The 13,262-nt window shown below is 59.7% G+C and carries 17 protein-coding genes; 6 read left to right on the top strand and 11 right to left on the bottom strand.

Annotated elements, in window-relative coordinates; translation table 11 throughout:
• Window positions 1–53: 53 nt before the first annotated feature.
• The 5 genes from AC13RM_RS17130 to AC13RM_RS17110 all read right to left on the bottom strand — a co-directional run bounded on the left by AC13RM_RS17130 (window position 54) and on the right by AC13RM_RS17110 (window position 3,690).
• The gene (locus tag AC13RM_RS17130; protein WP_132720096.1) at window positions 54–1,073 is read right to left on the bottom strand and encodes a LacI family DNA-binding transcriptional regulator; all 1,020 of its coding nucleotides are present in this window, start codon (window positions 1,071–1,073) and stop codon (window positions 54–56) included.
• A 134-nt stretch (window positions 1,074–1,207) separates the two neighbouring features.
• A complete protein-coding gene (locus AC13RM_RS17125) occupies window positions 1,208–1,540 on the bottom strand; it encodes a hypothetical protein (RefSeq protein ID WP_095436432.1) in 333 nt (110 codons plus the stop codon).
• Entirely contained in the window at window positions 1,537–2,424 is an 888-nt protein-coding gene (locus AC13RM_RS17120; RefSeq protein WP_374820458.1) for an NAD(P)-dependent oxidoreductase, read from the bottom strand. Before AC13RM_RS17120 ends, AC13RM_RS17125 begins: the two co-directional genes overlap by 4 nt.
• Window positions 2,421–2,963 carry a gluconokinase gene (locus AC13RM_RS17115; RefSeq protein WP_488555326.1) on the bottom strand — a complete coding sequence of 181 codons (543 nt, stop codon included), beginning with the start codon at window positions 2,961–2,963 and terminating at the stop codon, window positions 2,421–2,423. The genes AC13RM_RS17120 and AC13RM_RS17115 overlap by 4 nt, the downstream gene beginning before the upstream one ends.
• Complete coding sequence (locus tag AC13RM_RS17110; RefSeq protein ID WP_374820551.1) at window positions 2,932–3,690, bottom strand: SDR family oxidoreductase; 759 nt, start codon at window positions 3,688–3,690, stop codon at window positions 2,932–2,934. The genes AC13RM_RS17115 and AC13RM_RS17110 overlap by 32 nt, the downstream gene beginning before the upstream one ends.
• Window positions 3,691–3,776: 86 nt before the next feature.
• Between AC13RM_RS17110 and AC13RM_RS17105 the strand changes: the two genes are divergently transcribed.
• Together AC13RM_RS17105 and AC13RM_RS17100 are read left to right on the top strand one after the other, a co-directional pair.
• Window positions 3,777–4,724: a 2-hydroxyacid dehydrogenase gene (locus AC13RM_RS17105; protein ID WP_374820454.1), complete on the top strand. Its 948-nt coding sequence runs from the start codon at window positions 3,777–3,779 to the stop codon at window positions 4,722–4,724.
• Window positions 4,725–4,734: 10 nt separating this feature from the next.
• The gene (locus tag AC13RM_RS17100) at window positions 4,735–5,766 is read left to right on the top strand and encodes an L-idonate 5-dehydrogenase (RefSeq protein ID WP_374820452.1); all 1,032 of its coding nucleotides are present in this window, start codon (window positions 4,735–4,737) and stop codon (window positions 5,764–5,766) included.
• A gap of 59 nt (window positions 5,767–5,825) precedes the next feature.
• Here the strand turns inward: AC13RM_RS17100 and AC13RM_RS17095 are convergent, their stop codons facing one another.
• Complete coding sequence (locus tag AC13RM_RS17095) at window positions 5,826–6,245, bottom strand: GlcG/HbpS family heme-binding protein (RefSeq protein ID WP_113233228.1); 420 nt, start codon at window positions 6,243–6,245, stop codon at window positions 5,826–5,828.
• A gap of 88 nt (window positions 6,246–6,333) precedes the next feature.
• Between AC13RM_RS17095 and AC13RM_RS17090 the strand changes: the two genes are divergently transcribed.
• Window positions 6,334–7,224, top strand: coding sequence for an SMP-30/gluconolactonase/LRE family protein (locus tag AC13RM_RS17090; protein WP_374820450.1), 891 nt, complete (start codon window positions 6,334–6,336; stop codon window positions 7,222–7,224).
• A gap of 189 nt (window positions 7,225–7,413) precedes the next feature.
• Here the strand turns inward: AC13RM_RS17090 and AC13RM_RS17085 are convergent, their stop codons facing one another.
• Window positions 7,414–7,617: a hypothetical protein gene (locus AC13RM_RS17085; RefSeq protein WP_374820448.1), complete on the bottom strand. Its 204-nt coding sequence runs from the start codon at window positions 7,615–7,617 to the stop codon at window positions 7,414–7,416.
• Between the two features lie 328 nt (window positions 7,618–7,945).
• Between AC13RM_RS17085 and nrcR the strand changes: the two genes are divergently transcribed.
• Window positions 7,946–8,302, top strand: a complete 357-nt coding sequence (gene nrcR / locus AC13RM_RS17080) for a transcriptional regulator NrcR (RefSeq protein WP_374820446.1) — start codon at window positions 7,946–7,948, stop codon at window positions 8,300–8,302.
• Between the two features lie 96 nt (window positions 8,303–8,398).
• Here the strand turns inward: nrcR and queE are convergent, their stop codons facing one another.
• The 4 genes from queE to AC13RM_RS17060 all read right to left on the bottom strand — a co-directional run bounded on the left by queE (window position 8,399) and on the right by AC13RM_RS17060 (window position 11,469).
• Window positions 8,399–9,127 (bottom strand): 7-carboxy-7-deazaguanine synthase QueE, encoded by a 729-nt coding sequence (gene queE, locus AC13RM_RS17075; protein ID WP_374820444.1) that lies wholly within the window; start codon window positions 9,125–9,127, stop codon window positions 8,399–8,401.
• Entirely contained in the window at window positions 9,124–9,480 is a 357-nt protein-coding gene (queD, locus tag AC13RM_RS17070) for a 6-carboxytetrahydropterin synthase QueD (RefSeq protein WP_069615598.1), read from the bottom strand. Before queD ends, queE begins: the two co-directional genes overlap by 4 nt.
• Window positions 9,480–10,190 (bottom strand): 7-cyano-7-deazaguanine synthase QueC, encoded by a 711-nt coding sequence (queC, locus tag AC13RM_RS17065; RefSeq protein WP_440480193.1) that lies wholly within the window; start codon window positions 10,188–10,190, stop codon window positions 9,480–9,482. The genes queD and queC overlap by 1 nt, the downstream gene beginning before the upstream one ends.
• A 172-nt stretch (window positions 10,191–10,362) precedes the next feature.
• Window positions 10,363–11,469 carry an aldo/keto reductase gene (locus tag AC13RM_RS17060; protein WP_488555325.1) on the bottom strand — a complete coding sequence of 369 codons (1,107 nt, stop codon included), beginning with the start codon at window positions 11,467–11,469 and terminating at the stop codon, window positions 10,363–10,365.
• Between the two features lie 133 nt (window positions 11,470–11,602).
• On the opposite strand from AC13RM_RS17060, the gene AC13RM_RS17055 reads away from it, so the two are divergent.
• Window positions 11,603–12,499 carry a LysR family transcriptional regulator gene (locus AC13RM_RS17055; RefSeq protein ID WP_374820438.1) on the top strand — a complete coding sequence of 299 codons (897 nt, stop codon included), beginning with the start codon at window positions 11,603–11,605 and terminating at the stop codon, window positions 12,497–12,499.
• A gap of 261 nt (window positions 12,500–12,760) precedes the next feature.
• A complete protein-coding gene (locus AC13RM_RS17050; protein WP_374820437.1) occupies window positions 12,761–13,168 on the top strand; it encodes a helix-turn-helix domain-containing protein in 408 nt (135 codons plus the stop codon).
• Window positions 13,169–13,262: the final 94 nt, after the last annotated feature.

The following is a 13,262-nucleotide window of genomic DNA, read 5'->3' as shown; positions in this document are numbered from 1 at the left end:
AGTAACGGGAGGTGGCCTGGCTTAAGGCCGGGCCACGTCATTCGACAACAGCACTAAGCCTGGCGGCTGCTATCGCGCGCAATCAGTTCAGGCAAAATCCTGACATCGGGAACCGGCTGCGTGCCATCGAGAATATCCAGGATCAGTTGCGCAGTCCGCTCGCCGATCTCACGCGCGAAGGCGTTGATCGTCGTCAAGGTCGGCACGCAGACCTCGCCGATTTCATAATTGCCGAAACCGCCGATGGAAAAGCGTTCCGGCACCGGAATTCCTAGCCGCCGACATTCGGTGAGTGCACCATAGGCGGCGAGATCCGAGACGCAGACGACGGCTTCCGTATCGGGATAGAGCTCGATCAGCTTCGCCATGGCATTGGCGCCCTCCCGCATCGAGATCGGCGGCGATCCGGCTGCGATCAGCCTGGTAGCGTCGAGCCCATGCGCCTGCATGGCAGCAATGAAGCCGAGCCGGCGTTCGCTGCCGCGCGAATCTCGCTGGACATCACCACCGATGAACGCGATGCGGCGACAGCCGAGCGCGACGAAATGATCGACCATATCGCGCATGACGGCCCTGTTGGAAAAGCCGACATAGTGGCCGATCGGATCGGTCGGGATATCCCAGGTCTCGATCACCGGGATCGCGACGGTCTGCAGAAGTTTACGCGCTCGCTCCGTATGCGTGCCGCCGGTCACGACGATCGCCTGCGGCTTGCGGCGCAGCAGCTGCTCGATCAGCCGCTCCTCCTCTTCGACATCGTAGTTCGTGTAACCAAGCAGGATCTGCATGTCCCGCTTGGACAAGGTGTCCGAGAGGCCGCCAACCGTATCGGCGAAGTTGGCATTGTTAATGGAAGGAATGGTGACAGCAACAAAGCCGGACTTTTGCGAACGCAGGTTGGACGCCGTGCTGTCAAAGACATAGCCCAACTCCTCCGCCGTTCGCAGGATCGCCTCGCGCGTCTCCGGGCTGACCAGGCTATCGGCCTTGAAAGCACGCGACACGGTCATGGGAGAAACTCCCATGACGCGGGCTATGTCTGCCATGGTCGGCGTTTTGCGATCGTTACTCATCAATGGCCTATGTTATCGTTACCATCAGAGTAGTATGCCTCCTCCCAGAATGGCAAGAGGCGCTTTCAGCTATCCCGCCATGCGAGCAAGACGCCACTGCCGCTGCGCATCCGAAAGCGTCCTGCGATGGCAGTCTACAGCTCAAACTCATGGGCGAGCGTCACATGATGATGGATGCGCCCCTCGAAAAAGCGCGAGAGCACCGCTTCCGTCGCCGCACGTGCCTCGGTGCGCACCGGGCTCGCAAGAGCTTTCTCCACGGCGGCCATATCCGGATAGTTCACGGCCAAAATCATCGGGAACTCCGGGGCGCCTTCATCGCGCGCCTCGGCAAAGGTCACCCGCACGTCGAGGGCACCCGGAAACTGCTTCCACTTCGGCAGAATGGTTTCCATGACGGCCGTTCGAAACGCCTCCGCCTCCCCGTCTTTGACCTTGCCCTCGAATAATGCGTATCGGGTAATCATCCGGCGATCTCCTTGTTCGGCCCCTTGAAGAATTCCATCAGTACCGCCTGATCCTCGCCGCCAAGCCCGGAAGCCGTCAGCATGCGGTGTATCTCGGCGCAGACCGCCGTCAGTGGCATGGCGGTATTGGTCCTGCGGGCGAGATCCTGAGCACCGTTCAGATCCTTGACCATATTGTCGATGCGGCCGGTGCGGCGATAATCCCTGGCGACGTAGCGCGACATATATTCCTGCAGAATGGCGCTGTCGGCCCGCCCGCCCTTCAGCGCCTGCGGGATTTTCGCGGCATCGACGCCGGCATCGAGCGCCAGTTGCGTTGCTTCCGCGACCGCAAGGAAGTTCAACGCGCAAAGAACCTGATTGATGAGCTTCGTGGTCTGGCCAGCACCGACAGGACCCATATGCGTATAGTTCGAGGCCACATGGCGCAGGACCTGATGCGCATCCGCGACGTCCTGCTCGCTGCCACCGGCCATCAGCGTCAACTGCCCGATCAGGGCCTTCGGTGCTCCGCCGGATAGTGGGCTATCCACCCAGCGCAGCCCCTTTTCTGCCGCTTGAGTAGCAAGTGCCTTGGTGGCATCGGGATCGATCGACGACATATCGATGATCAGCGTGCCCGCTCTTGCACCCGCGGCAACACCTTCGGGTCCGAAAACAGCGGCATGGACGATCTTCGGCGAATTGAGACTGAGGACGATAAAATCAGAAACGGCAGCCGCTGCCGCTGCACTCGGCGCTGCCGTAGCGCCTTTTGCAGTCAGCACCGCAACCTTCTCCTTGTCGAGATCGAAGACCGTCAACTCATTGCCGGTCTCCGTCAGGCGGGCGCCGATCGCTCCGCCCATTGCGCCGGCGCCGATCAGCGCCACCTTGTTGCTCATGATTGCGTCTCCTCCAATGCAATGATGATGGCCGCTACGACTTGATCCAGCGGCTGATCGATATCGACGGTGATCGCCTGCTCGTCGGTGCCTGGCAGCTCGAGCGCGGCAAATTGACTGCCGAGCAAAGCTGTAGGCATGAAGTGATCGCGCCTTGCCTGCAGACGCCTCAGGATCGTTTCCTTTGAACCGGCCAGATGGATAAAGGAAACGGGCGCACCGACGACCTCACGGATCCGGTCGCGATAGATGCGTTTCAGCGCCGAACATCCGATCAGTGCCGTATCCTGCGCCAAAGCCAGGTATTGACCGACTTCGTCGAGCCAAGGCCAGCGATCGGCGTCGGTCAACGGTATGCCGGCACTCATCTTGGCGACGTTTGCCGTAGGATGAAGATCATCACCATCGGCATAGATGCCTCCAAGGCGAGCGGCCAGCGCCGACCCGACCGACGACTTCCCACAGCCGCTGACACCCATGATGACGAAGCGGCACGGCAAAGCGCCATCAAAGCGAAGCCGTGATGCCGCCGTCGACATAGAGCACATGACCGTTGACGAAGGAGGAGGCATCGGAAGCGAGGAAGATGCAGGCGCCGACCAATTCATCGACACGACCCCACCGGCCGGCCGGCGTACGCTTTTCCAGCCACGCCGAGAAATCGGCATCGGCAACGAGAGCTGCGTTCAACGGCGTGTCGAAATAGCCTGGCGCGATGGCGTTGCATTGCAGCCCGTACTTCGCCCAATCCGTCGCCATGCCCTTGGTGAGATTGCCAACGGCACCCTTGGTTGCCGTGTAGGGAGCAATCGAGGGACGCGCCAGCGCCGTCTGCACGCTGGCGATATTGATGATCTTTCCGGCGCCGCGCTTGATCATGTGACGGGCGACCGCCTGGCCGACATTGAAGACGCTCGAGATGTTCGTCCGCAGCAGCCGCTCGAAGGCATCGGCGGGAAAATCCTCCAGCGGCGTGCGAAACTGCATGCCGGCATTGTTGACGAGAATATCGATCGCCCCGATATCCGCCTCGAAGGCATCGACGGCCTGACGCGAGGCGTCATGATCGGTGGCGTCGAACGGCAACACATGCACCTTGCCCGCGAAACCGTCAGCCGCCTTGACAAGCTTTTCCTTGTCGCGCCCGTTGAGCACCAACTCAGCGCCGGCAGCCGCCAGGCCCTTTGCGAGCGCAAGCCCGATACCTTGGGAAGAACCCGTCACTAGGGCGCGCCGCCCTTTCAGATCGAAAAGACCGAGAGACATCGTTTCCTCCGTTTTTTTACTCGACATTGGTCGCCTCCCCCGTTTATGTTATCGATAACATTTGATGTCAAGGGAGGATGCATAAGATGAACAAGCCACCGATCCTGCAGATTGGCCCCTACCCGCAATGGGATCAAGAGCCGCTCGACGCAGCGTTTCAGGTTCATCGCTATTTCGAGGCTGCCGACAAGGACAAATTGCTCGCCGAGGTCGGACCATCGGTCAGGGGTATTGCGACACGCGGCGAACTCGGTGCCAACCGCGCCATGATCGAGGCCTGCCCCAAACTGGAGATCATTTCGGTCTATGGCGTGGGCTTCGATGCCGTTGATTTGCAAGCCTGCCGCGAGCGCGGCATTCGTGTCACCAACACGCCCGACGTCCTGACCAATGATGTCGCGGATTTGGGAATCGCGATGATGCTCTGCCTGTCGCGCGGCATGATCGGTGCCGAAACGTGGGTGCGTGACGGCAGCTGGGCCGAGAAGGGGCTTTATCCCCTCAAACGCCGCGTCTGGGGACGGCGTGCCGGCGTGCTCGGCCTCGGCCGCATCGGTTTCGAGGTCGCCAAGCGCCTAAAGGGCTTCGATATGCAGATTGCCTATTCGGACGTCGAGGCGAAATCTTACGCATCAGACATGACCTTTGTCGCCGATCCCGTCGAGCTCGCGACACAATCGGATTTCCTGTTCGTCACGCTCGCAGCTTCAGCGGCAACGCGGCATATTGTCGGTCATAAGGTGATCGAGGCGCTTGGCCCGGAAGGGATGTTGATCAACATCTCCCGCGCGTCCAATATAGACGAAGAGGCACTACTCGACGCGTTGGAAACCGGCAGGCTCGGATCGGCAGCCCTTGACGTCTTCGAAGGCGAGCCAAAGCTCAATCCGCGCTTCCTGACACTCGACAATGTGCTGCTGCAGCCCCACCATGCCTCCGGCACGGTTGAGACGCGCAAGGCCATGGGTCAGCTGGTTCGCAACAATCTCGTCGCTCATTTCGCCGGCCGGGCGCTGCCGACACCCGTTCTTTGAGGAGGAAGACATGAAGGCCATCATCGCCCACGCCGCCAAGGATGTGCGGATCGAGGATTATCCTGAGGAAGAACCGGGTGCGGGAGAAGTGAAGCTGAGGCTCGCAACCGGCGGCGTCTGCGGCAGCGATCTGCATTATTATCATCACGGCGGCTTCGGCACCGTGCGTCTGAAGGAACCGATGATCCTCGGGCACGAGGTCAGTGCGACGGTAACCGCGCTCGGCCCGGGCGTGCAGGGGCTCGAGGTCGGCCAGCTTGTTGCCGTTTCCCCCTCGCGCCCCTGCCGAGCCTGCCGCTACTGCCTGCAGGGATTGCCCAATCAATGCCTCAACATGCGCTTCTATGGCAGCGCCATGCCGTTCCCGCACATCCAGGGTGCCTTCCGCGAGACGCTGGTGGCCGATGCCATCCAATGCGTGCCGGCCGATGGCCTAACCGCGGGTGAAGCGGCCATGGCGGAACCTTTGGCCGTGACCTTGCATGCCACGCGCCGGGCGGGCGAGATGCTCGGCAAACGCGTTCTCGTGACCGGCTGCGGTCCGATCGGCGTCCTCTCGATCCTGGCCGCACGCCGCGCAGGTGCCGTCGAGATCGTGGCGACCGACCTTTCGGATTTCACCTTGTCGCTTGCCAGGCAAGCGGGTGCCGACAGGGTCATCAATACGAAGGACGAGCCCGAAGCGCTTGCCGCCTATTCCGCCGACAAGGGCACTTTCGATGTGCTCTACGAATGCTCGGGCGCTGCAGCTGCCCTCGCCGGCGGCATTGCCGCGCTGAGACCGCGAGGGATCATCGTCCAGCTTGGTATCGGCGGCGACATGAGCTTGCCAATGTTGGCGATCACGGCCAAGGAGCTGGAACTTAGGGGTTCCTTCCGCTTTCACGAGGAGTTTGCCGTCGGCGTCGATCTGATGCGCAAGCGCCTCATCGACGTACGGCCGCTCATTACCCACACGGTACCGCTTGCCGACGCGATCGGCGCTTTCGAGATCGCGTCCGATCGAAGCCAGGCCATGAAGGCGCAGATCGCCTTCAGCTGAACGGAAGCGGCGCGAAATCCACTCGATCGAAAGTGAAGATGGATTTCGCGACCATTCGTTCAATCAAGATCGGCGCCGATCGCGTTGAGGGCGGCGCGGGCAACTTGCTCGTCTTGCTCGCCGGACCCCGAACCGACACCGATACCGCCGACAAGCGTGCCGCCGACACGGATTGGCAAGCCCCCGCGCAAACCCGTCATACCGCCATGAGTCGCGATTGCCAGCGGCACGCGCGCATGTTCCGGCAGCGAATGGCTGGCGCCGCCAATCGAAGCAGCCGTCTGGGCCTTGGCAGTGGCGCTTTTCAGCGACTGAAAACGCGAACCGCGCATGCGGAAGCAGCCGAGCGTCACGCCGGATTGATCGACGATGACGATGCATTGTGGCTGGCCCATCGCGGTCGCCGCTGAAATGGCGGCGTTCAACAAGGTCATCACACCTTCGTCACTCAAGACGCTCGACGTCAGAACGTGGCTCATGCACTATCCTCCTCATTGCGGACTCATTGAGATATGTTATCGATAACAGATCAATGCGCGATTTAGCACTACGGGAGGTATTGTCACAATGTCGTTCTTCGAAATCATCGACCCGGCCTTTGGGAAATTTGTTCTTGGCAATGCTCCCGTCAAGCAGATCGCCACCGGTTTCGACTGGGTGGAAGGCCCAGTCTGGTTCGGAGATCTGAACTGCCTGCTTTTCTCCGATATTCCCAACAACCGCATCATGCGCTGGATACCGGGGCTCGGCACCAGCGTCTTTCGCGAGCCTTCGAATTTTTCGAACGGCCATAGCCGTGACCGGCAAGGCCGGCTCGTCAGCTGTGAGCATGGCGGCAGACGCGTCACGCGCACCGAATATGACGGCTCCATCACGGTCATCGCGGATCGCTACCAGGGCAAGCGCCTGAATTCACCCAACGACGTGATCGTTGCTTCTGACGGCGCCATCTGGTTCACCGATCCCCACTACGGCATCGCGACGGACTACGAAGGATACAGGAGTGAGCAGGAGCTGCCCTGCAATGTCTATCGCGTCGATCCCGACGGCTCCATGCGGGCCGTGCTGACAGATTTCAATTGCCCGAACGGGCTTGCCTTCAGTCCTGACGAGACGAAGCTTTATGTCGCTGATACTGGTCGCATGCATGGCAACGATCCGCAACATATCCGGGTCTTCAACGTCGGCGAAAACTGGCAGCTCTCCGGCGGCGAGGTATTTCATGCGATTTCGCCGGGCTGTGCTGACGGCATGCGCTTCGACAGCGACGGCAATCTCTGGTCTTCGGCAGCCGACGGCGTGCATTGCATCGCGCCCGACGGCCATCTCATGGGCAAGATCCTGGTACCGGAAACAGTGTCCAACCTTTGCTTCGGCGGGCGCGGCAAGCACAAGCTGTTCATGACGGCGACGACCAGCGTCTATTCGATCTCGCTCAACAGAAGCGGCGCACTTTAACGCCAGGCTGGGACCGCATTACGAAGCGATCCGTAGAGCGGCGCAGCAACTGGGGCAGTCTTATCGAGGCCCAAAAAAAGCCAGCGATCCTGCGCTGCATGGACACCGGTAGAGAGGTTTATAAAAGGAAATGCTGCAGCGACAATCGCCGGGATCATCTGGCGATTGTCGCTGTCGGATGATGGGATGTCAGCGCAAGTCGGCTTGCGGTACGGAACATACCGCCGCATGCGTGATCGACGCGAGATTGGCGGATAAGGCGCGTTCTTGCCTGCGTGCAGCATCCTGCAGCAGGTCCGCCATCCGCGTTACGGATATGCGATCTGCGCGCATGACCTGGCGGATCAGCGGATCTTTGAGAACTTCGGCGATCGTCAAGTCCCTTTGGGTCATGGTTACCTCCTGTTCGTTATCGCAGAAGATAGACCGTTTAATTAGCAGTGCGATGTCAAAAGCCGGACAAAAACAAGGCAGTTCGTTCAATTTTGTTACAGATTCATTGCAAATCGAACGGAGGGACATATTCCCAAAATACAATAGGACCCTAGTTGTCGGCTGAGGAAGGGTTGATCAATTGCGATCAGCCTTAAGTGGGAGGGCCGTTTGCTCCGCGAAGGCGCAACGTTTTTGCAATAATTTAGACCATAATTTTGCAACTTTTGCGTTTATAGTCTCGCGATGCTGGCGGCTCTATAGTGTAACACCAACGATTGGCCGCGCGATGTACTCAGATCAGTCCACAGAAGACGAGCGTCTCATCTATCATGCAGATCTTCTCAGCCAGCTCTCCAATCCCAAGCGCCTGGAGGTCTGTATTCATCTATCCGGCCATGAGGAAGATGTGAACAGCCTGGCCAAGAAGCTGGGAATATCGCAATCGGCGCTCAGCCAGCATCTGACCCGCCTCCATCATTCCGGTATCGTGAAAGTGCGCCGTCAGGCGCAGTTCAGATATTATACCTGCGATCATCCGGGCGTCCTGCAGATCCTGAAGACGCTTGCCGGGATTTTCGATGCCGAACTCAAACCGGCGGCGCGAAAGACCGGCGACAACGACGATCACGACAAAAACCCATGACATAGGGCCGATGCGGCTTTGCCGGCTTCGGCCACCAAATGCGAGTTTCGGATGTCGACGGATGGCGCAGGCACGCTATGGCCCGATTGCGGTTGCTCAAACGCCGCGCCTGTTTCCCCAGATGATCACATGCAGTTGCGGCAGCACCCTCGCCTCGAACCATCGATCATTGCCGACCTTTTCCACGAGCCAGCGCATCCGCTCGACGATGCCGTCAATATCGACAATGGCATCTTCCGCATCGGCTGGCGGCGGCGTGTGATTGCCGGGTTGCAGATAGACGGGCAATTGAGGATAGCGAGCGGCCGCTTCCTGCGCATATTTATAATCGAGATCGTCGAATATGACGATCTTCAAAGCGATTTGCGGTCCGTCGCCTGCCATGCGCAGACAGTCGTCGAAGGCCATCCAGTTCGTCGTCATGCCACTCGAAGGCGGCTTCGGACTGAGCACCAGCACATCGAGTTCGGCAAACCACTCCTTGGCCAGGCTCCCTTGAGTCTCCAGCGCGAAGCGATATCCCTCCGCATGACCGCGCGCAATCAGCGGGCCGAGCGGGTGGATCGCGGGATTGCCGCCGGAGAGCGAGATGGTGAGCGGCTTGTCACCGGAAAGCCTCGTCACCTCCTGCCAGATTTCATCGACCGACATCGGCCGCCATTGATCGCGATAATCGCTGTCGACGGCATGCAGCGTATCGCACCAGGAACAGCGATAGTCGCAGCCGCCGGTGCGAACGAAAATCGTCGGAAGGCCGATCAGGATCCCCTCGCCCTGGATCGTCGGCCCGAAGATCTCGCTGACGCGAATGCGCGCTTCGCTCATGGCCGGTATTCCGCCCAGGTCTTCGGCGTCTCGCTGACCCGCACAGCGGATGCTTCCGGCAATCGTTCCTTGCACCAGTCGTAGAAATGCTTGGCGAGATATTCGGATGTGACGCGATCGTGTCCGAAGACATCGTTTAGATGACGATGATCGAAGGTTTCATCGATATAACGCTTTAACGGCTGTAGCTCATGATAGTCTCGCACGAAGCCATTCTGATCTAGTTCGGCGGCCGAGAGCTCCACCACGACAATGTAATTATGCCCGTGCATGCGCGCGCACTGATGATCATCGGGCAGATGCGAGAGTTGATGCGAGGCGGAGAAATGGAATTCCTTGGTGATGCGATACATCACTTCACCTCTTCGGCCGAAAAGCCCGATGTCGCGGCAACCCAGAAATCGGCATCGTCATATTCCGTGGGATCTGCGATACCGGCGAGATGGAAGGCTTCGCGCCGCTCCACACAGGTGCCGCAGCGGCCGCAATGGCGCTCTCCGCCCTTGTAGCAGGACCAGGTTTCGGCAAAGGGGGTTTTATGCCGGGCGCCATCGGCAACGATATCCGCCTTGGAAATCGTCACATAGGGCGCGTAGAGTGAAACGCTGGCATAGCCGTCGAGTGCTTGGTTCTGCATCTGCTGGAAGGCGTCGATGAAACCCGGGCGACAGTCGGGATAGATGAAATGATCGCCGCCATGAACCGCAACGGCAACGGCATCCGCCTTCTGCGCCGCCGCAAGCCCGAAGGCGATCGCCAGCATGATCGCGTTACGGTTCGGCACGACCGTCGCCTTCATGGTTTCCTCGGCATAGTGCCCGTCCGGCACCTCGACATCATCCGTCAGAGCCGATCCGGTCAAATGCTTGCCGATGGCGGTGATGTCGATGATCTCATGCGGCACACTGAGACGCTTGGCGCAGGCGCTGGCGAATTCCAGCTCCTTGCGATGTCGCTGGCCGTAGTCGAAGGAGACGAGTCCGATAAGGTGATGTTCGGCCGCGACCTTATGGGCGAGCGAAACAGAGTCCAATCCGCCGGAGCAGATCACGATAGTCTTCATAATGTATGATCCCTTGTTTTGACCGGGTGGGCTGCGACCGGATTTCATGGCTCTTCAAAGCCGCGGCCGGCTCCGTAGCAGCAGAACCGGGAGGAAACAAGGCACTCCGCAACATTTCATGGCAACGCAACGCGCCGGCGCCTACCGGCACGCTGCGTCTTTCGCGAGGCCGTCAGCTGACACCCGCAAACTTCCCCGAAATATTCAGATCGGGATAGTAACCTGCCGGCTTGCTGCCGACCGTTTGGCCGCCCGTCAGGCTGCCCTGGATCTCGGACCCGAAGAAGGAATAGGGGAAAGTCGCCTGCAGGGCGCTGACCTCGTTCAGGCGCCGCCGTAGTTCGTTCGGTATCGTGAACTCAAGGGCACCAAGATTGTCCTTTAACTGTTCCAGTTTCGTGGCACCGATGATGATCGAGGCAAGGCCAGGTTGGGTCATCGCCCAATTGACGGCCACCTGCGCCATGCTGCGGCAGAGCTCGGTCGCCACCTTCTCCAGCTCGGCTACGATCGCCCAGTTGCGCTCGTTGAATTTCTGGAAGCCTGGATTGGTCGTACCACGCACGGTTTCGAGCCGGCCGGCGGTCTGCCCCTCACTGCTCGGCCGATATTTGCCACTCAGCAGACCGCTCGCAAGCGGGCTCCAGGCCATGATGCCGGCGCCGTAACGCGTTCCGAACGGCACGAATTCATTTTCGATGTTGCGTTCGACCAGCGAATATTCGAGCTGAAGTGCGGAGATCGGCTCGTAGCCGCGATGTTCGGCGACCGCCTGGGCTCTGCTGGCGTACCATGCCGGAACATCGGACAAGCCGACATGCCGCACCTTGCCGGAGCGGACGAGGTCATCGAAGGTTCGCATCACCTCCTCGGGCGGCGTCAGGCGATCCCAGCAATGCATGAGATAGAGATCGAGGTAATCCGTGTTGAGCCGTTTCAACGACCCTTCGACGGCCCGCAGGATATTCTTACGGCCATTGCCGGCAGCATTCGGCGTTTGGGCGGTAAGATTCATGGTGAACTTGGTTGCGATGACGGCGTCGTCGCGAAAGCCACGCTCGGCGATGAACTCACCGAGCCAAGCCTCAGACGTTCCGCCCGTATAGGCATCGGCCGTGTCGAAGAAATTGCCGCCGGCATCGACATAGCCATTGAAGATCGCCCGTGCCGTCTCCTTGTCTGCCCCCCAACCCCATTCCGTTCCGAAGGTCATGGTGCCAAGGGCGAGCCGTGTTACCTTCAATCCGCTATTGCCCAGCGTATAAAATTCCATGCTCATCGCTATGCTCCTCTTTAGCTAACCCGGCGTCTCGACGACCGGCCCGGCAATGTGTGATGCGCCCAGAGTCGCTGTTTTCGAGCCATTCGATAAGGCCATATAATTCGCATGCATTATGCGATATGGTGCAGCAATGGATCGCGATCTGCTGACACATTTGCCCATAGTCGCCGCCGTCGCCCGCCGCGGAGGATTTGCCGCCGCGGCAAGCGAACTGGGTATGAGCGCATCGGCCGTTAGCCACGCCGTTCGGCTCGTGGAAGAACGGCTCGGCCAACCCCTCTTTGCCCGCACGACGCGCAGTGTGGCGTTGACCGAGGCCGGCAGGAGCCTGATCGGCACCATTACTCCAGCGCTGCAGGACATTCACGACCGCATCGAGCGCATCAAGGCCGTCAAGGGCAGACCAAGCGGCCTGTTGCGAATCAACGCATCGCGCATCAGCCTGCCGCTGGCACTCACCCGCGTGATCGCAGCGATGGCCGAACGCTATCCCGAAGTCGAAGTGGAAATCTTCTCCGATGAAAGGCTGACCGATATCATCTCCGAGGGTTTCGACGCCGGCATTCGCGTCGGCGAAATGATCGCGCAGGACATGGTTGCCGTTCGCCTGACCCCTCCTTTCCGATCCGTCGTCGTCGCCTCGCCCGCATATATCGGGCGTTTCGGGCGTCCAAACACGCTTGCGGATCTCTCCGACCACAATTGTATCGGCTACCGCCTGCTCCGCTCCGGAGGCCTCTATCAGTGGGAATTCGTCGAGGATGGGCGGGATGTCGCGGTGGCGGTGAATGGCCAGGCGATCGTCACCGAATCGCATTCGGCTATAGAGTTGGCCATTGCAGGCGTGGGATTGGCCTATGTCTTCGAACCGCTGGTGAAGGCGGAGATCGCATCCGGCAGGCTTGTCCACCTTCTAAGCGACTATGCTGTAACGGAAGCAGGCCTTTTTCTCTACTTTCCGCGTCGTGCCGAGCTGGCCCCGAAGCTCAGGGCTTTCATCGACACGGTGCGACAGCTCAATCGCTGAGTCGGCCCCTCGTCTGGGCAAAAAGCGCCATTTGCTTTCCTTCGACATGCTAACGAATGGTCAAATCGCGCAGCCATTGTACCGAATACGCATGAAATGCAGCGCTGGATCGTGATCCAGGTGAATCGCGATTGCCGTCTCCCACCTCACCCGGCAGTCATAGACGGAAAGCTCGCCAATGAGAGGCGCGCGGGGGTCGGGGCATTCATCCTCACCTCCCGTCGGTTCGAGTGGCAGCTTCCCCGTCTGAAAGAGGAACTCGTGCAAGATATTTCGAAGAGAAAGCAGCCAAGCCCCATCGATATCGAAGTCGGCAAACGCATCCGCGCGCAACGGCGCCTGCTGGGCATGAGCCAATCGGCACTTGCCGAAAAACTAGGCCTGACCTTTCAGCAGGTTCAGAAATACGAAAAAGGCGCCAATCGTGTCGGCGCAAGTCGACTGCAACATGTTGCCGACTGTCTTAGTGTCCCGATCTCGCACTTCTTCGATAATGCAGTCTTCGACAATCCTCTTTCGACCGAGGAAGCAAGAGTGATCCGCAACGACCTCGTCGGCTTCATTTCGTCCGAAGAAGGTATCGAGCTCAACCGAGCCTTTGCAAAGATCAAGGATGTGAGGACCCGCCAGAAGATCGTCGGCCTGCTCAAGTCGCTGGCCTTGACTTAGAGCAACTCCGGAATAAGTGCGCGGCAGCTTTCCGTCCGAATTTACGAACACAGTGATGAAGCGGTTTGGCGGTTCCGTGAAACGCCAAACCGCT

Source organism: Martinezella sp. CNPSo 3732 (assembly GCF_057784515.1).
Note: the sequence above shows the minus strand (reverse complement) of the source record. Positions and strands in the feature narration are given on the sequence as shown.